The organism is Mycobacterium bulgaricum (assembly GCF_041287165.2).
GTDB classification, from domain to species: domain Bacteria; phylum Actinomycetota; class Actinomycetes; order Mycobacteriales; family Mycobacteriaceae; genus Mycobacterium; species Mycobacterium bulgaricum.
In genome coordinates this window covers 427383-451645 of sequence record NZ_JBGGKV020000003.1, presented here as the reverse complement: position 1 = coordinate 451645, position 24263 = coordinate 427383, and the positions used below count along the sequence as shown (strand labels likewise).

At 66.7% G+C, this 24263-nt stretch carries 24 protein-coding genes and 1 pseudogene; 22 read left to right on the top strand and 3 right to left on the bottom strand.

Going from position 1 to position 24263, the window contains the following annotated elements; genetic code table 11:
- The first annotated feature begins 10 nt into the window (after nucleotides 1-10).
- The 5 genes from ACAG24_RS13115 to ACAG24_RS13095 all read left to right on the top strand — a co-directional run bounded on the left by ACAG24_RS13115 (nucleotide 11) and on the right by ACAG24_RS13095 (nucleotide 4843).
- Entirely contained in the window at nucleotides 11-1045 is a 1035-nt protein-coding gene (locus tag ACAG24_RS13115) for a taurine ABC transporter substrate-binding protein (RefSeq protein ID WP_370473485.1), read from the top strand.
- Nucleotides 1029-1808: an ABC transporter ATP-binding protein gene (locus ACAG24_RS13110; protein WP_370473484.1), complete on the top strand. Its 780-nt coding sequence runs from the start codon at nucleotides 1029-1031 to the stop codon at nucleotides 1806-1808. Before ACAG24_RS13115 ends, ACAG24_RS13110 begins: the two co-directional genes overlap by 17 nt.
- Nucleotides 1809-1990: 182 nt before the next feature.
- Nucleotides 1991-3121, top strand: coding sequence for a ferredoxin reductase (locus ACAG24_RS13105; protein WP_370473483.1), 1131 nt, complete (start codon nucleotides 1991-1993; stop codon nucleotides 3119-3121).
- A 12-nt stretch (nucleotides 3122-3133) separates the two neighbouring features.
- A complete protein-coding gene (locus tag ACAG24_RS13100; protein ID WP_370473482.1) occupies nucleotides 3134-4342 on the top strand; it encodes a fatty acid desaturase family protein in 1209 nt (402 codons plus the stop codon).
- 99 nt (nucleotides 4343-4441) lie between these two features.
- Complete coding sequence (locus ACAG24_RS13095) at nucleotides 4442-4843, top strand: hypothetical protein (protein ID WP_370473522.1); 402 nt, start codon at nucleotides 4442-4444, stop codon at nucleotides 4841-4843.
- Here ACAG24_RS13095 and ACAG24_RS13090 read toward each other — a convergent pair.
- Nucleotides 4813-4923: pseudogene (locus ACAG24_RS13090) on the bottom strand (CAP domain-containing protein); the annotation flags it as partial. The gene ACAG24_RS13095 and the pseudogene ACAG24_RS13090 sit on opposite strands and share 31 nt — an antisense overlap.
- A 154-nt stretch (nucleotides 4924-5077) precedes the next feature.
- Here ACAG24_RS13090 and ACAG24_RS13085 point away from each other — a divergent pair.
- On the top strand, nucleotides 5078-5749 hold the full coding sequence (locus ACAG24_RS13085; RefSeq protein ID WP_370473481.1) for a TetR/AcrR family transcriptional regulator: 672 nt from the start codon (nucleotides 5078-5080) through the stop codon (nucleotides 5747-5749).
- Here ACAG24_RS13085 and ACAG24_RS13080 read toward each other — a convergent pair.
- Nucleotides 5693-6784, bottom strand: coding sequence for a M42 family metallopeptidase (locus ACAG24_RS13080; protein WP_370473480.1), 1092 nt, complete (start codon nucleotides 6782-6784; stop codon nucleotides 5693-5695). The two genes, ACAG24_RS13085 and ACAG24_RS13080, sit on opposite strands and share 57 nt — an antisense overlap.
- 50 nt (nucleotides 6785-6834) lie before the next feature.
- On the opposite strand from ACAG24_RS13080, the gene ACAG24_RS13075 reads away from it, so the two are divergent.
- Both ACAG24_RS13075 and ACAG24_RS13070 read left to right on the top strand, forming a co-directional pair.
- Nucleotides 6835-7563 (top strand): DUF72 domain-containing protein, encoded by a 729-nt coding sequence (locus tag ACAG24_RS13075; protein WP_370473479.1) that lies wholly within the window; start codon nucleotides 6835-6837, stop codon nucleotides 7561-7563.
- A gap of 48 nt (nucleotides 7564-7611) precedes the next feature.
- Entirely contained in the window at nucleotides 7612-8052 is a 441-nt protein-coding gene (locus ACAG24_RS13070; RefSeq protein ID WP_370473478.1) for an SRPBCC family protein, read from the top strand.
- 6 nt (nucleotides 8053-8058) lie between these two features.
- Here the strand turns inward: ACAG24_RS13070 and ACAG24_RS13065 are convergent, their stop codons facing one another.
- Nucleotides 8059-8745, bottom strand: a complete 687-nt coding sequence (locus ACAG24_RS13065; RefSeq protein WP_370473477.1) for a GntR family transcriptional regulator — start codon at nucleotides 8743-8745, stop codon at nucleotides 8059-8061.
- A gap of 131 nt (nucleotides 8746-8876) precedes the next feature.
- On the opposite strand from ACAG24_RS13065, the gene fadD5 reads away from it, so the two are divergent.
- The 14 genes from fadD5 to ACAG24_RS12995 all read left to right on the top strand — a co-directional run bounded on the left by fadD5 (nucleotide 8877) and on the right by ACAG24_RS12995 (nucleotide 24261).
- Entirely contained in the window at nucleotides 8877-10520 is a 1644-nt protein-coding gene (gene fadD5, locus ACAG24_RS13060; RefSeq protein ID WP_370473476.1) for a fatty-acid--CoA ligase FadD5, read from the top strand.
- Nucleotides 10521-10754: 234 nt separating this feature from the next.
- Nucleotides 10755-11552: an MlaE family ABC transporter permease gene (locus tag ACAG24_RS13055; RefSeq protein WP_370473475.1), complete on the top strand. Its 798-nt coding sequence runs from the start codon at nucleotides 10755-10757 to the stop codon at nucleotides 11550-11552.
- A gap of 1 nt (nucleotide 11553) precedes the next feature.
- Entirely contained in the window at nucleotides 11554-12426 is an 873-nt protein-coding gene (locus ACAG24_RS13050; protein WP_011891619.1) for an MlaE family ABC transporter permease, read from the top strand.
- A 5-nt stretch (nucleotides 12427-12431) separates the two neighbouring features.
- On the top strand, nucleotides 12432-13649 hold the full coding sequence (locus ACAG24_RS13045; protein WP_370473474.1) for an MCE family protein: 1218 nt from the start codon (nucleotides 12432-12434) through the stop codon (nucleotides 13647-13649).
- On the top strand, nucleotides 13646-14677 hold the full coding sequence (locus ACAG24_RS13040) for an MCE family protein (RefSeq protein ID WP_064280196.1): 1032 nt from the start codon (nucleotides 13646-13648) through the stop codon (nucleotides 14675-14677). Before ACAG24_RS13045 ends, ACAG24_RS13040 begins: the two co-directional genes overlap by 4 nt.
- Nucleotides 14674-16242 carry an MCE family protein gene (locus ACAG24_RS13035; RefSeq protein WP_064280197.1) on the top strand — a complete coding sequence of 523 codons (1569 nt, stop codon included), beginning with the start codon at nucleotides 14674-14676 and terminating at the stop codon, nucleotides 16240-16242. Before ACAG24_RS13040 ends, ACAG24_RS13035 begins: the two co-directional genes overlap by 4 nt.
- A 13-nt stretch (nucleotides 16243-16255) precedes the next feature.
- Nucleotides 16256-17899 (top strand): virulence factor Mce family protein, encoded by a 1644-nt coding sequence (locus ACAG24_RS13030; protein ID WP_064280198.1) that lies wholly within the window; start codon nucleotides 16256-16258, stop codon nucleotides 17897-17899.
- The gene (locus ACAG24_RS13025) at nucleotides 17896-19041 is read left to right on the top strand and encodes a virulence factor Mce family protein (RefSeq protein WP_370473473.1); all 1146 of its coding nucleotides are present in this window, start codon (nucleotides 17896-17898) and stop codon (nucleotides 19039-19041) included. Before ACAG24_RS13030 ends, ACAG24_RS13025 begins: the two co-directional genes overlap by 4 nt.
- Nucleotides 19042-19044: 3 nt before the next feature.
- The gene (locus ACAG24_RS13020) at nucleotides 19045-20607 is read left to right on the top strand and encodes an MCE family protein (RefSeq protein WP_370473472.1); all 1563 of its coding nucleotides are present in this window, start codon (nucleotides 19045-19047) and stop codon (nucleotides 20605-20607) included.
- Entirely contained in the window at nucleotides 20577-21197 is a 621-nt protein-coding gene (locus tag ACAG24_RS13015) for an Rv1363c family protein (protein WP_370473471.1), read from the top strand. The genes ACAG24_RS13020 and ACAG24_RS13015 overlap by 31 nt, the downstream gene beginning before the upstream one ends.
- Nucleotides 21194-22174 carry an RDD family protein gene (locus tag ACAG24_RS13010; RefSeq protein ID WP_370473470.1) on the top strand — a complete coding sequence of 327 codons (981 nt, stop codon included), beginning with the start codon at nucleotides 21194-21196 and terminating at the stop codon, nucleotides 22172-22174. The genes ACAG24_RS13015 and ACAG24_RS13010 overlap by 4 nt, the downstream gene beginning before the upstream one ends.
- Nucleotides 22171-22737 (top strand): Rv1363c family protein, encoded by a 567-nt coding sequence (locus ACAG24_RS13005; protein WP_370473469.1) that lies wholly within the window; start codon nucleotides 22171-22173, stop codon nucleotides 22735-22737. Before ACAG24_RS13010 ends, ACAG24_RS13005 begins: the two co-directional genes overlap by 4 nt.
- On the top strand, nucleotides 22704-23573 hold the full coding sequence (locus tag ACAG24_RS13000; protein WP_370473468.1) for a mammalian cell entry protein: 870 nt from the start codon (nucleotides 22704-22706) through the stop codon (nucleotides 23571-23573). Before ACAG24_RS13005 ends, ACAG24_RS13000 begins: the two co-directional genes overlap by 34 nt.
- Nucleotides 23574-23583: 10 nt before the next feature.
- Entirely contained in the window at nucleotides 23584-24261 is a 678-nt protein-coding gene (locus tag ACAG24_RS12995; protein WP_370473467.1) for a YoaK family protein, read from the top strand.
- Nucleotides 24262-24263 lie beyond the last annotated feature (2 nt).

Sequence of the window (24263 nt, the reverse complement as noted above, 5' to 3'; positions counted from 1 at the left end):
ACAAATCTAGATGAATTACAAAACCCTTCTCGCAGCGCTCGTCGCGGCCGTGCTGGCCCTGGCGGGTTGCTCGGTAGGCAATGGTGGGCAGTCCGGAGACCCGGACAGGCCCACCATTCGGATCGGCTATCAGACGTTCCCGAGCGGCGATCTGATCGTGAAGAACAGCAAGTGGCTCGAAGAAGCGCTGCCCGACTACAACATCAAGTGGACGAAGTTCGATTCGGGCGCCGACGTGAACACGGCGTTCATCGCCAAGGAGCTCGACTTCGGCGCCCTGGGTTCCAGCCCGGTTGCGCGCGGGCTGTCCGAGCCGCTGAACATCCCGTATCAGGTCGCGTTCGTGCTCGACGTGGCCGGCGACAACGAGGCGCTCGTCGTGCGTAACGACTCGAACATCAACACGATCGCCGAGCTCAGGGGCAAGCGCATCGGCACCCCGTTCGCCTCCACCGCGCACTACAGCCTGCTCGCCGCCCTGAACCAGAACGGCCTGTCGCCCAGCGATGTTCAGCTCGTCGACCTTCAGCCGCAGGCGATCCTCGCGGCGTGGGAGCGTGGTGACATCGAGGCCGCCTACACCTGGCTGCCGACGCTCGACCAGCTGCGTGCCACCGGCGAGAACCTGATCACCAGCAGGCAGCTGGCCAAGGACGGCAAGCCGACGCTCGACCTCGGCGTAGTGTCCGAGGAGTTCGCCGAAGCGCATCCCGATGTCGTCGACGTCTGGCGTCAGCAGGAAGCCCGCGCGCTGGATTTGATCAAGGACGATCCGGGGGCCGCGGCCACGGCGATCTCCGCCGAAATCGGCCTGACCCCGGAGGAGACGGCAGGCCAGATCAAGCAGGGCGTCTACCTCACCCCGCAAGAAGTGGCCTCCGCGGAATGGCTTGGCTCCGAAGGGAATCCGGGCAACATTGCCGCCAACCTGCAGAGCGCGTCGGAGTTCCTGGCCGAGCAGAAGCAGATCCCGGCCGCGGCACCGCTGAAGACCTTCCAGGACGCCATCTACACCAAGGGCCTTCCGGATGTCCTCGCGCAATAGCGGTGCGATCCAGATCAACTCGGTGTCGCACCGCTACGGCAAGGGCGGCGACGAGGTCACTGCGCTGGGCCCGGTCGACCTGACGGTCGACCCGGGTTCCTTCCTGGTCCTTGTCGGCGCCTCAGGGTGCGGCAAGAGCACGCTGCTGCGTCTGCTCGCCGGGTTCGAGTCACCGAGCCAGGGTTCGGTGCAGATCGCCGGTGAAGCACCGACTCCCGGCGTCACGGCCGGCGTGGTGTTCCAGCAGCCCCGGCTCTTCCCGTGGCGCACTGTCGGCGGAAACGTCGAGCTGGCCCTCAAGTACGCAAAAGTGCCGCGGAACAGGCGAACCGAGCGTCGCGACGAGCTCCTCGACCGCGTCGGCCTTGCGGGTACGGCGAATCGGCGGATCTGGGAGATCAGCGGTGGCCAGCAGCAGCGCGTGGCGATCGCCAGGGCGTTGGCCGCCGAGACGCCGTTGTTCCTGCTCGACGAGCCGTTCGCCGCGTTGGACGCGCTGACGCGGGAGCGGCTGCAGGAGGACGTGCGACAGGTGAGCGCCGAGTCGGGCCGGACCACCGTGTTCGTCACGCACAGCGCCGACGAGGCTGCGTTCCTCGGCTCTCGCATCGTCGTGCTCACCCGTCGACCCGGCCAGGTCGCGCTCGACATCCCGGTCGATCTGCCCCGGACGGGAGTGGACCCCGATGAGCTTCGACGCTCGCCTGAGTATGGAGAGCTGCGTGCTGAGGTGGGTCGGGCCGTGAAAGCAGCCGCGGCGTAGCCGGTTTGCTGAATGCTCACCTACCGGCTCGCACTCGACGTTCGTCGGTGTCATCTGGCAATCGCCTGCCAGGAGTCTGACGGCGCGCCGTGTCGGGTTTAGTTACCGGCCGGTAGGGCTACACCTCGCTCGGACAATGTGACAACGGTCACAGCCGGTATGCAGCGAGGAAGGGCGGTTCCGTGGCCGGACTGGTGAAAACGGTGGCGCGCTGGAGCAAGGCGCCCGCCCGCGACGTGGAGGCGCCGTCGGGCAGCTGGGTCAACATGGTGCGGGGACTGGCCGCGCGGGCGACGACCCCGCTGCTGCCCGACGACTACCTCTCGTTGCTGAATCCCCTGTGGTCGGCGCGGGAGCTGCGCGGAGAGATCATCGCGGTGCGGCCGGAGACCGAGGATTCGGCGACCGTCATCATCAGACCCGGCTGGGGGTTCTCCGCCGAGTACGCCGCCGGCCAGTACGTCGGCATCGGGCTGCGGGTCGATGGCCGCTGGCACTGGCGGTCGTATTCGCTGACCTCGGTGCCCGAGCAGGCCGACAACCAGATCTCGATCACGGTGAAGGCCACCCCAGAGGGTTTCCTGTCGACGCACCTCGTCGACGGTGTCGAGCCCGGCACGATCATTCGGCTCGCGGCGCCCAAGGGTGAGTTCACGCTGCCCGATCCACCGCCTCCGCGGCTGCTGTTCATCACTGCGGGAAGCGGCATCACGCCGATCATGGCCATGCTGCGGTCTCTGCGCGCCCGCGGGCAGCGCCCCGACATCGTGCACGTCCACTCCGCGCCTGACGAAGATGCCGTCATCTTCTGCGAGGAACTCCGCGAGCTCGAGCGGGCCCAGGACGGCTACCGCCTCCATCTGCACCTCACCCGCGACCGGGGCAAGGTCGACTTCGACCGATTCGACGAGCTGGTGCCCGATTGGCGCGAGCGGTCGGCGTGGATCTGCGGACCCAACGAGATGCTCGACACCGTCGAAGACCTTTTCACCGCCGAGGATCTCGCCGAGAACCTGCACATGGAGCGGTTCACCATCGCGGCCACCGACAAGGGTGGGGAGGGCGGCACGGTGACCTTCGCGCACGCCGACAAGTCGGTCGAGATCGACGGTGCCACATCGATTCTCGAAGCGGGTGAGAAGGTCGGCATCCAGATGCCGTTCGGCTGTCGGATGGGCATCTGCCAGACATGCGTGCTCCCGCTCGAAGACGGACACGTCCGCGACATCCGCTCCGGGACCGAACACGGTGCCGGCGACCGTATCCAGACCTGCGTGTCCACCGCGTCGGGCAACTGCACCATCAACATCTGAGGAGACCTCGACATGGCGATCACCGACATCAAGGCGTATGCGCACCTCACCGAAGCCGACGTCGAAGCGCTGGCCCAAGAGCTCGACCAGATTCGGGCCGACATCGAGGAATCCCGGGGCGAGCGGGACGCACGCTATATCCGCCGCTCGATCCAGCTGCAGCGGGCGCTGGCCGCGGGCGGCCGAATTGCGCTTTTCGCCAGCAGCAGTCGCATCGCCCGCTACGCCGGTACGGCAATGCTGGCCTCGGCGAAGATCATCGAGAACATGGAGTTGGGGCACAACGTCATTCACGGACAGTGGGACTGGATGAACGACCCCGAGATCCATTCGACGGAGTGGGAGTGGGACACCACCTGTCCGTCGGCGCACTGGAAGCACTCCCACAACTTCGTGCACCACAAGTACACGAACGTCGTCGGTCTCGACAGCGACGTCGGCTACGGCATCATGCGGGTCACCCGCGACGAGCCGTGGGAGCGGTGGATGATCGGCAACCCGATCTACAACCTGCTGCTGGGCACCCTGTTCGAGTGGGGAGTGGCCGCGCACCACATCGAAGTGGACAAGATCCGCAAGAAAGAGAAGACGTGGGCGCAGGCACGCAAGGATATGCGGTTGGCGGGCAAGAAGATCAGCAAGCAGGTGGGCAAGGACTATGTGGTCTTCCCGGCGCTCACCGGAACCAACTGGAAGCACACGCTCAAGGCCAATGTCGTGGCCAATCTGATCCGCAATTACTGGGCTTACATGGTGATCTTCTGCGGCCACTTCCCCGACGGCGCGGAGAAGTTCACCGTCGAGGAATTCGAGAACGAGACCCGTGGCGAGTGGTACCTGCGACAAATGCTGGGGTCGGCCAACTTTCACGCCGGGCCGGTCATGGCGTTCATGAGCGGGAATCTCTGCTACCAGATCGAACACCACCTCTTTCCCGATCTGCCCAGCAACCGGTACGCGGAGATGAGCGTGCGGGTGCGCGCACTGTGCGACAAGTACGATCTGCCTTACACCACCGGTCCGCTCTATCGCCAGTACTGGCAGTCGTTCTGGACGATCCTCAAACTCGCGCTGCCGGACCGGTACCTGCGGGCTGACAGCAACAACGCTCCGGAGACGAACTCGGAGCTGAGATTTGGTGATGCGGCGGCGCCGGCCGGCGACGGGCGACGGCGTGGCCTGCGCGCCGCGTTGCGAGAGGCCACCCGCAGCGCCGCCTGAGCCTCGTCGGCGGAGGTCTCGAAACGGCACCGATCGTGCATCGACCTCACATTGCTAGTGCGTCGGGCGCGGTGCGGGTCGCACGATATCGGCGTGAGCATGGTTGTCGAACGCGGATTGGCCCGGTGCCCCCGATGTGTCGCGGTGGCCGACTACGTCTTCGTGGAGACGTCGCAGCGGCCACCCAACGGATTGCGGTACGAGGTGCGCTGCCGCCGGTGCGGAGAGTGCTACAGCGAAGACAGTCGGCCCGTGGCGAATCTGCCTGCACTGGTGGAGGAGTCACTACGTTGGCCGCCCGATTGGCTTCCGGAGCCCGAGCGCGACTGGGTCAACGAAGCGCGGGAGAAGCTGACGGTGGTCGCTCAGCGGAGCAAGGCAGAGATGGATGCCCTGGGCCGGCACGTGCAGAGCGCATACGACCTCACCAGGGCATGGGTCAACGAGCGCCGAGCGGCGCGGATGCTGGGTCAGACCGGCGGGTACGCGGGAGGCGGATAGACCCCGCGCAGGATCCACGCGAACCAGTTGATGCCGTACTCGAGCTCGTCGCTTGCGTCGTAATCAGGGTTCGGGTCCACTGCGCCACCTCTCCGTTACCTCTGGCCACACGACGGCGGCTTGGGTCGAGTCTAGACCTGCAAGGCCCATGAGAACACCGCAACGGCCTAGACTGAACCAACCAGTTAGTAGGTCTGTGCCTGCGTCAGTTTTCCATGCCTATAGTGAATCGCCATGTCTGAATCCGTCACGACCAACGGGATGTCCCGCCGCGAGGAGCTGTTGGCGGTCGCCACCAAGCTGTTCGCCGCGCGCGGCTACCACGGCACCCGGATGGATGACGTCGCCGACGCCGTCGGCCTGAACAAGGCAACCGTCTATCACTATTACGCCAGCAAGTCGCTGATCCTCTACGACATCTACAAGGGCGCCGCCGACTTCACCGTCGATGCACTGCACGACGATCCGACAGCATCGGCGCGCGAGACGATCTACCACTTCACCCGGCGCCTGCTCGTCGGTATCGCCAGCGACATCGAGCGGGCGGCCGTGTACTTCCAGGAGGGGCCTTATATCTCGGAGTGGTTCACCGAGGAGCAGGTGGCCTACATCCGTGAAAAGGAAGCCCAGGTCTACGAACACGTCCGCGACGTCATCGACCGCGGCATCGCCAGCGGCGAGTTCTACGACTGCGACTCCCATGTGCTGGCGCTCGGCTACATCGGCATGACGCTCGGTTCGTACCGGTGGCTGCGGCCCCACGGCAGGCGCAGCGCCCAGGAGATCGCCGTGGAGTTCAGCACCGCGCTGCTGCGTGGGCTGATCCGCGACGAGGGTGTTCGCGAGCTGTCACCGCTGGGCGTCGGACTCGACGTCGCGGCGCGGACGCTCGAGGAAACCAACTAGCACCGCCGTCATCGCCGGAATTGCCGTCGTGGCGATCACCTCGTAACCGTGGGTGCTCATCGTCGGCAGGCAGAGCAGGCCGGCCTGCGCGCAGGCTCCGCTGGACTTCGAGTGCGACGCGTCTGATTCGAATGCTCCGAGCACGGCCGCCTGCGGTGCGAAACCGTGCTCGTCGGCGATGTCCATCAGCCGGTCGGCCACCCATTTGTCGTAGATACACATGGCGTCGCTGTAGGCCACGATCGGGCCCCCGCTGACGCTCGTCCCGTATTCCGGCTCCGTCGGGCCGACCTCCAACGCGAGTGTCAGATCGCCGGGCAGGGTCCGGCTGGCGAAGGTGCCGCCGAGCCCGCCGATCTCCTCGTTGGTCGTGAACACGAAGTAGACGTCGCCGGCGGGGCCCCGTCCGCTGCGAAGCTCGGCGGCGCACAGCAGCGCTGCGGTAGCGGCGGCACGGTCGTCGAGGAAGTAGGAGCCGAGGTAGCCGTGCCCGACGTCGAGGAGAGTGCGCCTGCTGCGGTCGATGCAGACGCGCGTTCCGGGGGTGACTCCGGCCTGCTCGACTTCGCGGGCGCTCAGACCGGTGAATACGTAAACATCGGGCCAGTCCAGCGCCTTGTCGCCCTGGTCGGGTTTCGTCTGCCAGATGCGGGGCGACTCGGCGGTCGTGTGTTCGGAACCCAGGGCGAGGACCCCGCACAGCGTCTTGTGGAAGCCGAGTATCGCCACGGCCCCGAGACCGAAGTTGCCGGGGTACATCGTGCCGAGCGGCGTCAGGTTCAGGGTGCCGTCCGGGTTGACCTTCTTCACCAGCATGGACAGCTCGTCCATGTGCGCCATCACCCGCACCGGGGGACCGTCGCCGCCACGCAGCACGCCGATCAGATTGCCCGCTGCGTCGACCCAGGTTTCGTCGACCACGGGTTCGAGCTCGCGCCGGCAGAGGTCGCGGACCGCATCTTCCTGACCGCACGGCCCGTACTCGAGCAGCAGCTCCTGCAGCAGCTTGCGATAGCCGTGCTCGTCGTCGGTCATACCTTCACATTGCCGGGCGCGGCCGGGCCAAACCCGGGTATCCGAACCGGGTGACCCTGCGTATCGGCACGTCGGGGTGGTCGTACAACCACTGGCGCGGCGTCCTCTATGAGCCCGGACTGCCGTCAACACGCTGGCTGCAACGCTACGTCGCCGAGTTCGACACCGTCGAACTCAACGGCAGCTTCTATCGGTGGCCCCGCGACGCACAGTTCGAGAACTGGCGCGATCAGCTCCCTCCCGGGTTCGTCATGGCGGTCAAAGCGGCCCGCGGGCTCACCCATGCCCGCCGGCTGCGGTCGCCGGAGGAGTGGGTCGAACGAATGGCACGGGGCTGGCGGGCACTGGGGGATCGCAAGGGACCGCTGCTCGTCCAGCTGCATCCGGCACTGGAACGCGACGACGGGCGGCTCGACCACTTCCTTGCGACCATGCCCGCCGAGATCCCCGTCGCGGTCGAGTTCCGGCACGCGTCCTGGGACCACCCGCAGGTGTACGAGATCCTCGAAAAGTACGACGCCGCGTACGTGGTGATGAGCGGCGCGGGACTGCCCTGCATCCTCAGAGCGACGGCATCGTTCGTCTACGTTCGGTTGCACGGGCCCGACCAGCACGCCATGTACGGCGGTTCCTACAGTTCCAACGACCTACGCTGGTGGGCCGACCGCATCACGGAATGGGACGGGCAGGGCCGTGACGTGGTGGTGTACTTCAACAACGACCTCGGCGGCAACGCCGTGCGCAACGCCTGGGACCTGCGTGCCGTGCTCGATCTCTGAGAAGACGACGGACGACGCCATCGAATGGGCAGTCGATATGCTCGGCCAATGCCTTTGGTGAGTAAGACGGTCGAGGTTTCCGCCCCGGCGGAGACGATCATGGCGATCGTCGCGGACTTCGAGAAGTATCCGGAGTGGAACGAGGAGATCAAGGGCTGCTGGATCCTCGCGCGCTACGACGACGGGCGCCCCAGCCAGCTGCGGCTCGATGTCGTGGTGCAGGGGCAGGCCGGTACGTTCATCAACGCGGTCTACTACCCGGGCGAGAACCAGATCATGACGGTTCTGCAGCAGGGTGACCACTTCACCAAACAGGAGCAGAGGTTCGCGGTCGTCGCGATCGGGCCGACGTCTCTGCTGACCGTCGATCTCGATGTCGAGGTCAGCATGCCCGTCCCTGCCGTCATGGTGAAGAAGGTCGTCGGGGACACGCTGGACTACCTCGCGGAGAACCTCAAGGCGCGCGCCGAGCAGCTCGCGACGCCCTAGCGCACCTCAGGTCCAGAGGCCGGCCTGATCCAGGTAGGCCATCATCAACGTCAGACCGTCGGTGAACTGACCCCTGGTCAGCTCGACCACCCGGTCCACGTCACGCCGTCGCAGCGCCTCGATCAGTTCGAGGTGGCTGGCCACAGCGCCCGTCCCCCACGCCTCGTTTGAGGCGAACAACTGCGGCGGCAGGTACCGGGTGGCGTGCAGAAGGAACCATGCCAGCTTGATCCGGCCGCCGGCCCGGTTGAAGGTGCGGTGAAAGTCGAACTCCGCCTGCGCAATCGGGCCGGGATCACGGTGTTCGATCGCGTCGGCCAGTACCGCGTTGAGCCGGGCGAGCTCATCGATCTGTTCGTCGGTGATCCGGCGGGCCGTGGTTGCGGCAAGCTCCTGTGCGATCGTCGACTGCAGCCAGAAGATGTCTTCGATGTCGGCCCGCGACAGCGGCATCACCCGATGGCCCCGGTGCGGTTCCAGCTCGACCATGCCCTCACCGCGCAGGGTGCGCAGTGCCTCGCGGACCGGGGTGATGCTCACCCCCAGCCGCGCGGCCGTCTCGTCGAGCCGGATGAACGTGTCCGGGCGCACCGTTCCCGTCATGATCTCGACCCGCAGCTGGGCCGCCACCTCGTCGGAGAGCTGCTCGCGGCGCACCCTGCCCAACGTCGAAGTCCTGGCAGGGGCATTCATGGGCAGCTGCCTTTCCCCGCTCCACGAGGGGGCCTTGTCCCCTCGGCACCGGGGCCATAGTGTGACCGGGGCAACACAATGTTTGATCAAATATCACGTGTGCGCAAGCCACCGAGCGGGAGCAGACGACGTTGACCGACCCCGGCACCGCGACCGAACAGCCCTATCTCGCGCGCCGCCAGAACTGGACCAATCAACTCGCCCGGCACGCCCTGATGCAACCCGATGCGACCGCGCTGCGCTTCCTCGGGAAGACCACGACGTGGGCCGAACTCGATCGACGGGTGACCGCGCTGGCCGGCTTCCTGCACGAGCGCGGGGTCGGATTCGGCGATCGGGTCCTCGTTCTCATGCTGAACCGGACCGAGTTCCTCGAAGCCGTACTCGCGACCAACAAGTTGGGCGCCATCGCGGTCCCCGTGAACTTTCGGATGACCCCGCCCGAGATCGCTTTCCTAGTCTCCGATTGCGCCGCCGAAGTCGTCGTCACCGAGTCGGTGCTCGCCAAGGTGGCGACCGCGGTGCGCGAGATCGACGCGACATTGGCCACGGTGGTCGTGGCTGGCGGCTCCTCTGAAGAAGGCGTCTTCGACTACGACGAGGCACTGGCGGAGGGAAGCGCGGTGTCTCCCGAGAAGGTCACCGTCGACATCCCGAACGACTCACCCGCGCTGATCATGTACACCTCCGGCACGACCGGTAAGCCCAAGGGCGCGGTGCTCACGCACACCAACCTGACCGGCCAGGTCATGACCCTGCTGTTCACCAACGGCGCCGACATCAACCACGACATCGGCTTCATCGGCGTCCCGTTCTTCCACATCGCGGGCGTCGGCAGCATCGTCTCGGGGCTGCTGCTCGGGCGACCGACGGTGCTCTACCCTCTCGGCGCGTTCGACCCCAACGAACTGCTCGACGTTCTGCAGGAGGAGAAGGTCACCGGCATCTTCCTCGTCCCCGCGCAATGGCAGGCGGTCTGCGCCGCGCAGCAGGCCAACCCGCGGGAGCTGAAGCTCCGGTTCTTGTCGTGGGGCGCCGCGCCGGCGTCCGACACCCTGCTCAAGCAGATGTCGCAGACCTTTCCGGGCGCGCAGATCCTGGCCGCGTTCGGCCAGACGGAGATGTCGCCGGTGACCTGCATGCTGTTGGGCGACGACGCGATCCGCAAACTCGGTTCGGTGGGCAAGGTCATCCCGACGGTGTCCGCCCGCATCGTCGACGAAGAGATGAACGACGTGCCGATCGGCCAGGTCGGCGAGATCGTCTACCGCGCTCCGACCCTGATGGAGGGTTATTGGAACAACCCGGAGGCGACCGCCGAGGCGTTCGCCGGCGGCTGGTTCCACTCCGGTGACCTGGTACGTCAGGACGACGAGGGTTACATCTGGGTCGTCGATCGTAAGAAGGACATGATCATCTCCGGCGGTGAGAACATCTACTGCGCCGAGGTCGAGAATGTCCTGGCGGCCCATCCGGACATCGTCGAGGTCGCCGTGATCGGCCGCGCGCACGACAAGTGGGGGGAGGTTCCCGTTGCTGTGGCGGTGCTGCGGAGTTCGCTGGGAGCAACCTCTGGGCAGAGTCTGGCGCTGGCCGACCTCGAGCAGTTCCTTGGCGACCGGCTCGCCCGCTACAAGCATCCGAAAGCGCTCGAAATCGTCGATGCGCTTCCGCGCAACCCCGCCGGGAAGGTTCTCAAGACGGAGCTGAGGACCAGATTCGGTGCCGACGATTCCATTGACGCCCGCGAAAGTTCTACTCCGCCAACGGTTTAAGCTGCGGCGCAACGGGATTAGCGGCGAGGAGGGCCATTTGCTAACGGTTGGATGCTCAATCCCGCGGATGCGGTACGCGGGGGCTACAGCATCGGGTACAGTCCTGTGGTCTGTAGCACTACTGGCCGGTAGGGAAACCGGCCTCACACGGACGGGGTTCAGGCTGGAAGGGAGCGTGCGACAGGTGCTGCCAGTGCGCTACGCCAGTTGTGGGGACGTCGCGGGAGCCCGCCGTTGACAACGAATTCGGGACTGTCGGGCTACGTCCGCGAACAGGTCAGGCCCGGCTTGTTGGCCGTGGGCGGATTCGTCCGCATGTGCGTTCTCGTCGGTAAGGCGACCTTCCGCACGCCGTTCCAGTGGCGGGAGTTCATCCTCCAGAGCTGGTTCCTGCTCCGCGTGGCGTTCCTGCCGACGGTCGCGGTGTCGATCCCGCTGACCGTGCTGCTGATCTTCACCCTCAACATCCTGCTGACAGAGTTCGGTGCCGCCGACATCTCCGGAGCGGGTGCGGCGCTGGGCGCCGTCACCCAGCTCGGTCCGCTGGTGACCGTGCTCGTCGTCGCCGGCGCGGGCTCGACGGCCATCTGCGCCGACCTCGGCGCCCGCACCATCCGCGAGGAGATCGACGCCCTCGAGGTCCTCGGCATCGACCCGATCCACCGTCTCGTGGTGCCCCGCGTCATCGCCTCCACATTCGTTGCGATGCTGCTCAACGGCGCGGTCATCACCATCGGCCTGGTCGGCGGCTTCATCTTCGGTGTCTACCTGCAGAACGTCTCCGCGGGCGCTTACGTGTCCACGCTCACCCTGGTCACCGGTCTCCCCGAGGTGCTGATCTCGCTGATCAAGGCTCTCACCTTCGGTCTGATCGCCGGGCTCGTCGGCTGCTACCGCGGTCTGACGGTCGCCGGAGGCGCGAAGGGCGTCGGGACCGCCGTGAACGAGACCCTGGTCCTCTGCGTCATCGCCCTGTTCGCCGTCAACGTGGTCCTGACGACCATCGGTGTTCGTTTCGGAACGGGGAGCTGACGTGTCCGATACCGCAGCAGTCCTGAGGTCACGGTTCCCGCGCGGCGTCGCGCGGGCCGAGAAGATCGTCGGAGCACCGGGTCGCGGGCTCGACAGCATCGGCCATGTCGCGTGGTTCGTCGTCACCGCGGTCGGCTCGATCGGCCACGCGGTGCGCTACTACCGCAAGGAGATGCTGCGGCTGATCGCCGAGATCGGCATGGGCACCGGCGCGATGGCTGTGGTCGGCGGCACCGTCGCGATCGTCGGCTTCGTGACGCTGTCGGGATCGTCGCTGGTCGCGATCCAGGGTTTCGCGTCTCTGGGCAACATCGGTGTGGAGGCGTTCACCGGCTTCTTCGCCGCACTGATCAACGTGCGTATCGCCGCGCCGGTGGTCGCCGGTCAGGCGCTGGCAGCCACCGTCGGCGCCGGCGCGACCGCCGAACTGGGCGCGATGCGGATCAGCGAGGAGATCGACGCCCTCGAGGTCATGGGCATCAAGTCGATCTCGTACCTGGTCTCGACCCGCATCGTCGCCGGCTTCGTCGTCATCATCCCGCTCTACGCGATGGCGATCATCATGTCGTTCCTGTCCGCCCAGGCGACCACCACGATCTTCTACGGCCAGTCCACCGGCACCTACGAGCATTACTTCCGCACGTTCCTGCGTCCCGACGACGTGTTCTGGTCCTTCGTCCAAGCCGTCATCATCTCGGTGATCGTCATGCTCAACCACTGCTACTACGGCTTCTACGCCAGCGGCGGCCCCGTCGGCGTCGGCGAGGCGGTGGGCCGCTCTATGCGCGCCTCACTGGTGGCGATCGTGTGCGTGGTGCTCTTCGCCTCGTTGGCGCTCTACGGCGTCGACCCGAACTTCAACCTGACTGTGTAGCGGCGATGACAGCACCCATCAACTCCAAGCGGCAGCCCCCGTACAAGATCGCGGGCCTGGTCCTCGCGCTGGTCGCGATCATCGCGCTGGTCCTGGTGTATCTGCAGTTCCGCGGCGACTTCCTGCCCCGCACCGAGCTCACGATGGTCTCGGCGAGGTCGGGTCTGTCGATGGACCCGGGCGCGAAGGTCACCTATAACGGCGTCGAGATCGGCCGCGTCGGCGAGGTCGAAGAGACCAACGTCGACGGGGAGCCGCGGGCCAAGATCATCCTCGAGGTCAACCCCAAGTACCTCGATCTGATCCCGCGCAACGTCGAGGCCGACATCAGCGCGACGACGGTGTTCGGCAACAAGTACGTATCGTTTCGCTCGCCGTCGGATCCGTCGCCGCAGCGCATCACGGCGTCGGACGTCATCGACGTCACCTCGGTCACGACCGAGTTCAACACGCTGTTCGAGACCGTCGTCGACATCGCCGCCCAGGTCGACCCGATCAAGCTGAACCAGACGCTGACCGCCACCGCGCAGGCCCTCGACGGACTCGGGGACCGGTTCGGCGAGTCGATCGAGAACGGCAATCAGATCCTCTCCGAGGTCAACCCACGGCTTCCCGACCTGCGCAGGGACAATCAGTTGCTCGCCGACCTCGGCGAGGTCTACGCCGACGCGGCGCCGGATCTGTTCGACGGACTCCAGAACGCCGTGACGACCGCCCGCACACTCAACGAACAGCAGGGCAACGTCGACCAGGCCCTGATGGCCGCCGTCGGCTTCGGCAACACCGGCGGCGAGGTCTTCGAGCGCAGCGGTCCGTACCTGGCGCGCGGCGTCGAAGACCTGATCCCGACCTCCGAACTGCTCGACGAGTACAGCCCGTCGCTGTTCTGCACGATCCGCAACTACCACGATGTCGAGCCGAAGATTGCAGATGCGTTGGGCGGCAATGGCTATTCGCTGCGCACCCGCTCGGAGGTCCTCGGCCTGGGCGCCGGAAACGCCTACGTCTACCCGGACAACCTGCCCCGCGTGAACGCCAAGGGCGGCCCGGGCGGACGGCCCGGCTGCTGGCAGCCCATCACCCGTGACCTGTGGCCGGCGCCGTACCTGGTCCTGGACACCGGAGCGTCGATCGCCCCGTACAACCACCTTGAACTCGGCCAGCCGCTGCTCACTGAGTACGTCTGGGGCCGCCAAGTCGGGGAGCACACGATCAACCCATGAAAATCACCGGAACCGCGATCAAGCTCGGCGCCTTCTCACTGGTGCTGCTGCTGTTCACCGGCATCATCATCGTGGTGTTCGGTCAGATGCGATTCGACCGCACCAACAACTTCTCGGCGATCTTCAGCAATGCCAGTGGTCTGCGGTCCGGACAGTTCGTCCGCGCCTCCGGCGTCGAGGTCGGCAAGGTCGAGAACGTCACTCTGATCGACGGCGGCTCGCAGGTCCGGGTCGACTTCAACGTCGACCGCTCGCTCGAACTCTTCGACGAGAGCACCGCATCGGTCCGGTACCTGAACCTCATCGGCGACCGCTACCTGGAACTCAAGCGCGGTGAGAGCAACACGAGAATGGCTGCGGGATCGACGATCCCGATCGAGCGCACCGAACCGGCGCTCGACCTCGACGCACTCATCGGCGGCTTCCGCCCCGTGTTCCAGGCGCTGGAGCCCGAGAAGGTCAACACCATCGCGCAGTCGATCATCACGGTGTTCCAGGGTCAGGGCGGCACCATCAACGACATCCTCGACCAGACCGCGACGCTGACCTCGGCGCTGGCCGACCGGGACCAGGCCATCGGCGAGGTGATCAACAACTTGAACACGGTGCTGGACACCACGGTCAAGCATCAGCAGCAGTTCGACGACACGATCAAGAACTTCGAAGTGCTGATCACCGGTCTGAAGAACCGCGCCGACCCACTCGCGGACTCGGTGGGCGACATCAGCGACGCCGCGGGCACGGTCGCCGACCTGCTGGCCGACAACCGTCCGCTGCTGCAGAGCACCATCGGCCGGCTGGAGACCATCCAGCAGCCGCTGGTCGATCAGAAGGACCAGCTCAACGACCTCCTCATCCGCTTCCCCGAGGCGCTCAAGATCATCGGTCGGTCCGGTGGCGTCTACGGTGACTTCTTCAACTTCTATGCCTGCGACGTCTCGTTGATGCTCAACGGTTTACAGCCGGGTGGCCCCGTCCGCACCGTGAAGGTCTGGAGCCAGCCGTCAGGTAGGTGCACACCGAAATGAGAGTCCTCGAAGGTTCCAACCGCGTCCGCGGCGGGCTGATGGGCATCATCATCCTGGTCGTCGTCATCGGCGTCGGGCAGAGCTTCGCCAGCGTCCCGATGCTGTTCGCGAAGCCGACGTACTACGCGCAGTTCGCCGACACCGGTGGCATCAACGTCGGCGACAAGGTCCGCATCGCCGGCGTGGACGTGGGCGTCGTGAAGTCCACCGACATCGACGGCGACCGCGTCGTCATCGGCTACTCACTCGACGGCACCGAGATCGGCACCGACAGCCGCGCCGCCATCCGGACCGACACGATCCTGGGCCGGCGCAACATCGAGATCGAACCGCGCGGCGACGAACCGCTGCAGGCCAACGGTGTTCTGCCGCTCGGGCAGACGACGACCCCTTATCAGATCTACGATGCGTTCTTCGACGTCAGCAACTCGGCGGCGAATTGGGACACCAAGACCGTTCGCGACTCGCTGAATGTGTTGTCCGAGACCATCGATCAGACCTACCCGCACCTGAGCGCCGCCCTTGACGGTGTCGCCCGGTTCTCGGACACCATCGGCAAGCGCGACGACGAGATCACCCAGCTGCTCGCCAACGCCAACAAGGTCGCCGGCGTGCTGGGCAACCGCAGCGAGCAGATCAACCAGCTGTTCGTCAACGCGCAGACGCTGCTCGCCGCGGTCAACGAACGCAACTACGCCGTCAGTCAGCTGCTCGAGCGCGTCGACAAATTCTCGACGCAGGTGCGCGGCGTCATCGACGACAACCCGAATCTGAACAGGGTCCTCGAACAGCTTCGCGTCGTCAGCGATGTGCTGCGGGAGCGCAAGTTCGACCTCGTGGACGCGCTGTCGGCGCTCGCCAAGTTCACCGTATCGCTGGGTGAGGCGGTGGCCTCGGGACCCTATTTCAAGGTCATGCTCGTCAACCTGGCGCCGTACTGGATCCTGCAGCCGTTCGTCGACGCGGCGTTCAAGAAGCGCGGCATCGATCCGGAGGAGTTCTGGCGCAACGCGGGCCTGCCGTCGTTTCGCTTCCCCGATCCGAACGGGGTCGGCTTCGAAAACGGCGCGCCCCCACCGGCACCCACGCCGATCGAGGGCACCCCGACCGACCCGGGCCCCGCCGTGCCGCCCGGCTCGCCGTGTTCCTACACCCCGCCGGCCGACGGCATCCCGAGCCCCGGCGACCCGCTGCCGTGCGCGGATCTGACACAGGGTCCCTACGGACCTGTCCCGGGCGGCTACCCGCCGCCGAACGTGGTCACCTCGGCGCCGAATGTCGATGGGCCGCAACCGCGTCCGGGTGTTCCCGCCGCGGCGATCCCCGGTCAGCTCTCGCCTGTCGTTCCGGGCGCCAACCCGCCGCTGCCGCCCGCGCCGCCCGGTGCCCGCACCGTGCCGCTGGCCCCGCAGCCGCAGCCGCCGGACTTCACCCCGGGTATCGCACCGTTGCCGCCTGCGCTTCCCGCTCCGGTGGTGCCGGGTCCGGGGCAGCAGTTGGCCCCTGCCGGGCAGCCGCCCCTGCCGGGCAACCCACCGTTTCTTCCGCCGGGATCACAGGGATAGGGGGTAGCAGACGATGTCGACCATCTTCAATGTCCGGAACATGAAACTGTCGGGTGTCTCGCGCACCGCCCTGGTCATCGGGACCCTCGTGCTGATCGTCGCCGTTGCGGGCGCGTTCCTCGGCTGGCACTTCTACAAGAAGGCGACCACCAACACCGTCGTCGCGTACTTCACGCAGACCCTGGCGCTGTATCCCGGGGACAAGGTGCAGATCATGGGTGTCCAGGTCGGCTCGATCGACAAGATCGAACCGGCGGGCGACAAGATGAAGGTCACCTTCCACTACGAGGACAAATACAAGGTTCCCGAGAACGCCAGCGCCTCGATCCTCAATCCGAGCCTGGTGGCGTCGCGCACCATCCAGCTCTCACCGCCCTACACCGGGGGCAACACGCTGCCCGACGGCGCGGTGCTCGACACCGACCGCACGCAGGTGCCGGTCGAGTACGACGACCTGAGGGATTCGGTGAGCCGGCTCCTGCGGGACCTCGGCCCGACGCCGGAGCAACCGAAGGGGCCGTTCGGCGACATCATCGAGTCCGCTGCCGACGGTTTCGCCGGGAAGGGCGAGCAGCTCAACAGGACGCTCAACGGACTGTCGGAGGCGCTGTTCGCGCTCAACCAGGGTCGCGGCGACCTGTTCAGCGTCATCAAGCGCCTGGCCCTCTTCGTCAACGCCCTGCACGAGAGCGACCAGCAGTTTGTGTCGCTGAACAACAACCTCGCGCAGTTCACCAACGCGTTCACCAACACCGACCGCGAGGTGGCCGACGCGCTGCGGGACCTCAACGAGCTGCTGTCGACGACGCGCGGATTCATCGAGGAGAACGGTGAGGTGCTCGCGACCGACATCAACAACCTCGCCGACACCACCAATGCGATCCTGCAGCCGGAACCCCTCGACGGCCTGGAGACGGGTCTGCACGTGTACCCGAACCTCGCCGCCAACATCCTGAACATCGCGTCGGCGAACTCAGGCGGCATCGTCAACATGCCGGTGATCTCGAACTTCGCCAACCCGATGGAATTCATCTGCAGCACCATCCAGGCCGGCAGCCGCCTCGGCTACCAGGAGTCGGCGGAGTTGTGCGCCCAGTACCTGGGGCCGATCCTCGACGCGATCAAGTTCAACTACCTGCCGTTCGGCGCCAATCAGCTGCAGGCAGCGATGACGCTGCCCAAGCAGATCGCCTACTCCGAGCCGCGACTGCAGCCGCCTCCGGGATACAAGGACACCACCGTGCCGGGCATCTGGTCTCGCGACACCCTATTCTCGCACGGCAACCACGAGCCGGGCTGGATCGTCGCGCCGGGCATGCAGGGCGTCGAGGTGCAGCCGTTCACCGCCAACATGCTCACTCCGGAGTCGCTGGCCGAGCTGATGGGCGGGCCCGACATCGTGCCGCCCGCCGCTCCGCCGGCCTTCGGGACGACGCGCAACGGGAACCTGCCCGGTCCGCCGAACGCGTTCGACCAGAACAATCCGTTGCCGCCGCCGTGGTACCCGCAGCCGGGTCCCCCGCCGGCGCCCGCCCCCGGGGTGATCCCCGGTGGTGGAAGTCCCCTCGGCGCGCCCGCAGCTGCGCCGGCACCCGGCCCCGCGCCCGCGGCGCCGTCGGGTCCGCTGCTGCCTGCCGAAGCTGGAGGTACGCGATGAACAGGCTGACCAAGGTCGCCAGGAGTGCCGTCGCGCTCGGGGCCGCGGCGGTAGTCCTCACGTCCTGCGGGTCGTGGAAGGGTATCGCCAACGTCCCGCTGCCGGGCGGGCCCGGCACGGGGTCGGGAGCCACCACCATCTACGTCCAGATGCCGGATACCTTGGCGCTCAACGTCAACAGCCGGGTGCGGGTCGCCGACGTCTATGTCGGCCGGGTCCGCGCGATCGAGTTGAAGAACTGGGTTGCGACGCTGACGCTGGACCTCGATCAGTCCGTGCAGCTGCCGACGAACACGCTGGCCAAGATCGGCCAGACCAGCCTCCTGGGTTCGCAGCACGTCCAGCTGGACCTGCCTCCGGATCCGGCGCCGGACAAGCTGCGGACCGGTGACACCATCCCGCTGAAGAATGCCTCGGCGTTCCCGACGACCGAGCGGGTGCTCGCGAGCATCGCGTCGATCCTGACCGGCGGCGGAGTCGCGAACCTGGAGACGATCCAGACCGAGATCTACAACGTGCTCAACGGCCGCGGCGACGAGATCCGGGAGTTCCTCGGCCGTCTCGACACCTTCACCGCGGAACTGAACCAGCAGCGCGCGGACATCACGCGGGCGATCGACTCGACGAACCGGTTGTTGACGATCGTCGCGCAACGCAACGAGACGCTCGACGCGGTGCTCACCGAATTCCCGCCGCTGATACAGCATTTCGCCGAGACCCGCGATCTGTTCGCCGACGCCGTCGAAGCACTCGGCCGCATCAGCGGCGCCGCAGAGGACGCGCTGGCCCCCGCAAGCGACAACCTCGACAGGAACCTCGACACCCTGCAGCGCCCGCTGCGGGAACTGGCGAAATCGTCGCCGTACCTGATCGGGGCCCTGAAGATGCTGCCCACCGCGCCCTTTAGTATCACGAACGTGCCGAAGGCCGTCCGCGGTGATTATGTGAACGTGTCGCTCACGGTGGACCTGACGCTGTCGGCGATCGACAACGGATTCCTCTCCGGTACAGGCGTTTCCGGAATGCTGCGGGCGCTGGAGCAGGCATGGGGTCGCGATCCGAACACGATGATCCCGGATGTGCGCTTCACGCCGAACCCGAACTCGGCGCCCAACGGCCCGCTCATCGAGAGGAGTGAGTGAGCGATGCTGACACGTTTCGTCAAAATCCAGCTGATCATCTTCTCGATCCTGACCATCCTCGCGGTCGGGGTGCTGGGCCTGTACTACCTGCGGCTGCCCAGCCTGGCAGGCGTCGGGCAGTACACGCTCTACGCCGACCTGGAGCGCTCCGGTGGTCTGTATGCCACCGGCAACGTGACCTACCGGGGCACCCAGATCGGCAAGGTCACCGAGGTCGAGCCCACCGCCACCGGCGCGCGGGCGACGATGAGCATCGACGAGAAGTACAGGATCCCGGTGGACGCGATCGCGAACGTGCACTCGGTGTCGGCGATCGGCGAGCAGTACCTCGACCTGGTGTCGCCGTCGGGAACAGACCGGTTCTTCAGCCCGGGCTCGACGATCAGCGAGAGCACGGTGCCCGAAGAGGTCGGTCCGGCGATCGACGCCGCGAACGAGGGCCTGGCCGTGCTGCCGAAGGAGAAGATCGACGCGCTGCTCACCGAGACGTCGGCCGCCGTGGGCGGGCTGGGTCCGTCCCTGCAGCGGCTCGTCGACTCGACGACGAACCTCGCTGAGGGGTTCCGCGAGAACATCCCCCAGGTCAACGACATCATCACCAACGCGGCACCGATCCTTGACAGCCAGGTCCAGTCCGGCGACGCGATCGAGCAATGGTCCCGGAACCTGAACGTCATCGCTTCGCAGACCGCCGAGCAGGACGGCGCTCTCCGGAGCGCGCTGCAGCAGGCTCCACCCACGCTCGACCAGGTGAACGGACTGTTCACCGACGTGCGTGACTCTTTGCCGCAGACGCTGGCGAACCTGTCCGTCGTGATCGACATGCTCAAGCGCTACAACAAGGGGCTAGAGCAGGCGTTCGTGATCTTCCCGCAGGGCGGTTCCGCCCTGCAGATGGGCTCGATCTTCGAGGACGGCGGCCTGCTGCACTTCGGTCTGTCCATCAACCAGCCGCCACCGTGTCTGACCGGTTTCCTCCCGGCGTCGGAGTGGCGCTCGCCGGCCGACACCAGCACGGCGCCGCTGGCCTCGGGCGTCTACTGCAAGATCCCGAAGGACTACCAGGGCAACGTCGTTCGCGGTGCGCGTAATTACCCGTGCGCCGATGTGCCGGGCAAGCGGGCGGCCTCGCCGAAGGAGTGCCGCAGCGACGAGCCGTACGTCCCGCTGGGCACCAACCCGTGGTACGGCGACCCGAACCAGATCGTCGCCTGCCCGGCCCCCGGTGCGCGGTGTGACCAGCGCGTCGCACCAGGTCAGGTGGTACCGGCCCCGTCGGTGAACAACGGCCGCAATCCGTTGCCTGCCGACGAGCTGCCCCCGCCGGCGTCGCTGGCACCGATCAGTGATCCGTTGAGCCCGCCGGGCTCGGGTACCGTCAGCTGCAGCGGCCAGCAGCCGAACCCGTGCATCTACACCCCGACGCAGGGACCTGCGGGCAGCGCCGCGGCGTACAGCCCCAGCAGCGGCGAGGTCGTGGGACCTGACGGCGTCAGATACAACGTTGGTAATTCGAGCAACCCAGGAGACGACGGATGGAAGGAGATGCTGGCACCAGCCGGCTGACCCCCCACATCGAAGACGTCGGAGAAGAGTCGTCGGCGGCCGCCACAGAGGCGGATTCCGCGGACGAAGCCCCGGTCGACACGCGTAGGCCCGCACGGCTGGGCAACGGCTGGGCGGCGGGTATCTGCGTCGTGCTGATCCTGCTGGCCGCTGGTGCCGTGGCCGGAGGCATCTTCGCGCTTCGTGCCAATGAGCGTGCCGCCGATGTGGCCCGCACCGATGAGGCCGCGCTGCAGGCCGCCAAGGAGTGCGTGGCCGCGACCCAGGCGCCCGACACGGCCGCGATGACGGCGGCCCAGTCGAAGATCCTCGAATGTTCGACCGGAGACTTCGGGGTTCAGGCTGGCCTGTTCGGCAGCGTGATCGCCGAGGCGTACTCCGCGGCCAACGCCACCGTGGCGGTCGACGACCTCCGTGCCGCCGTCGAACGGCACAACGAGGACGGATCGATCAACGTGCTCGTCGCGGTCCGCGTCAGGATCTCCAACTCCGAGGCCGCCGACCAGCAGGTCGGCTACCGACTGCGGGCGACGATGGCATGGGACGAGGGGCAGTACCGCATCGCCAGTTTGGATCAGGTCAACTCGTGACCGCGGTCCTCGACACCACCCCTGCGACCGCCGCGGACGAGCCCACACCCGGGCCTGCGCCTGCGTCGTGGCCGTCGCGGGCCGGGGCCCTCGCGGTCGATGTGCTGCCCGGCCTCGGCGTGATCGCGACGATGGTGCTGCTGGCGCTGGCCTCGCCGTCCGACGGCTGGGAGCGTTGGGTGTTCACCGTCCTGGGCGGACTGACGCTGTTCGCGATGGCAGTCAATCGGCTGGTGTTGCCGAACGCCCTCGGGTGGACGCTGGGGCGCGCACTGTTCGGCATCGCGGTCCTGCGCGATGGTGAACGGGTCGGAATCGTCCGCTTGACCGCGCGCGACGTCGCGCATGTGCTGGACACGCTCGCGTTGGGCATCGGCTGGCTGTGGCCGTTGTGGGACAAGAGGAATCGCACCTTCGCGGACATGCTGACCCGCACCGAAGTGCTTCGCGTCGACGCACCGACGTCGAACATGCGGCGCGTCGTCGCCACGGTGCTCATCGCGGCAGCGGTGCTCTCGGCCGCCGCGGCCGGGTTCGGTTACGGCGTCGTCTACCGGTACGAGCGGGCCGTGGATGGGGCGCGGCAGCAGATCGCCGAACAGGGCCCGCGCATCGTCGAACAGATGCTGAGCTACGGCGCCGACACGATGGCTGACGACTTCGCGAGGGCGCAGGGGTTGGCCACCGACGGGTACCGGGACCAGTTGATCGGCCAGCAGGAAGCCGTGCAGACGGGACCGCCGACGACCAACGAATACTGGGCCGTCAACAGCGCCGTGCTGACCAACCCGCCGGTGACACCGGATCACGCGGCGATGCTCCTGGCGATGCAGGGTCAGCGCGGAAACAATCCGGACGACCTCAAGTTCATCACCGCCACGGTCGTCGTGAACTTCGACAAGTCCTCCGACGGGCAGTGGCGCGTCGCGAACCTGACGGTGCTGAAGAAGCCGCTCATGAATCAGGCCGGCCAGTGAGCCCGCGTCGCAATTTCACCGGTACCGACGCAGACTCCGTCGACCCCGGCTACTTCCGGTCGGCCCCGAAACCCCCTGCGCGGTGGGGACTTCCCGTGATCTCGATACTGTCGGCCCTGCTGATCGCGGCCGCGATCGCCGGCAGCAGCTTCATGCTCGTCCGGCACGAGGAGGACCGTCGGGCCGCGGTCAAGAACGCGTCGGCGCTGGGTTACACCAGCGAGTTCATGGTGATGTACACCAGCCTGGATCCGTTCAACGCCAACGCATACGCCGACCGCATCACCGCGCAGGCCACCGGCGAGTTCGCGAAGAACTTCTCGGCACGCATCAACGAGATCCTGGTGCAGGTCGCCCAATCCGAACCGAGCACCGGCGAGGTGCTTTCGGCCGGGGTGCAGCGATGGCACGACGACGGTAGCGCCGAGGTGCTGATCGCCACCAAGGTCACGTCGAAGACGCCCGACGGCAAGTCGACGATGGAGAGCGGAAGTCGCTGGCTGGCAACGACTATCAAGGAAGGGCAGCAGTGGAAGATCAGCAACCTGGTTCAGGTGATCTGACCACCGAGGACCACGCCACTGCCGATCGGCCGCGTCGGCGGTTCTCCTGGCGTCGCTCGAAGCGCACGGCCGAGGAGCCAGGGATCGAGGCGCGCGAGGTCGTCGACACCGCGCCCGCGGCCGAGGCTCCCAAAGCGCCGATGGGCAAGGCTGCCCGCGCCGCCAAAGCCGAACCGGCACAGCCGGAGCCGGATGAGGCGGAGACCGAGACCGCGGAAGTGTCCGAGGAGCAGGCTTCCGAGGACTCAGTCGACGAGGCAGCAGAGGAACCGGCCTCCGAGGAGCCGGCTGTCATGGTGCCGCACCGTCCCGCGAGCAAGGGCATGATCGCGGCCGCGGCCGCCGCCTCGGTGGTGTTCATCGGCGCGAGCGCATTCGCGGGAGCCATGGTCCAGCCCTATCTGGCCGAGCGTGCACTGGTCGCGACCAAGCTGGACATCGCCCGCACCGCCACCGACGCGATCACCGCGTTGTGGACCTACACACCTGACGACATGAACACGCTGGCCGACCGTGCGACCGTGTTCCTGGGCGGCGATTTCGCCGACGAGTACCGCCGCTACATCGACGCGATCGTCGAGCCGAACAAGCAGGCTCAGGTCACCAACACGACCCAGGTGATGGGCGCGGCTGTCGAATCCGTGTCGCCTCCGTCGATTCCGACCGAAGCCACCGCGCTGGTGTACACGAACTCGGTGGCCACCAGTCCCGTTACCAAGAACATCCCCGCACTGCGGTACCTGTCATACCGGCTGACGATGCAGCGCGACGGCGGCGAATGGCGCATCACCAGGATGTCCACCATCACGTCGTTCGATCTGACACCTCAGCTCTAGCCTGCCTGCTGTGGCCATCGCCTCGCCGGTATCGCAACGGCAGACGGAGACCGCGCTCCTGCTGCTGACGTTCACGACGGGGCTGATCGATGCCGTCAGCGTGCTCGTGCTCGGCCACGTGTTCGTCGCGAACATGACCGGGAACGTGGTGTTTCTCGGCTTCTGGTTCGCGTCCCACACCGTCGTCGACCTCACCGCCGCGGTGGTGGCCTTCACCTGCTTCCTGTCGGGCACGATCCTGGGCGGCCGGCTGGTGCGGCACCTCAGCGGCGACGTGCGGGTGTGGATCGCGACGGCTCTCGGCGTCGAGGCCGTGCTGCTCGTCGTGCTGGCGATCCTGAGCGGTACAGGCGTGCTGCACTACCACGATGACACCAAACTGGTGCTGATCGCGGGCCTGGCAACAGCTTTCGGTATTCAGCACTCGACCGCGCGGCAGTTCGGCATCCAAGAGCTGACGACGACGGTGCTGACCTCCACGATCGTCGGCATCGGCGTGGACAGCAAGCTGGCGGGCGGCACCGGCGCGCGGCAGCCGTTACGCATCGCCGTCGTCGCGACGATGGGTTTCGGCGCACTCGTGGGTGCGACGTTGACGCGGTTCACCGTGGCGCCGATCATCGGAATGGCCGCGGCGGTCGTGGCCGTCAGCGCTGCCGTCTTCTGGTTCGGCCGGCCCCCGGAGTGAGT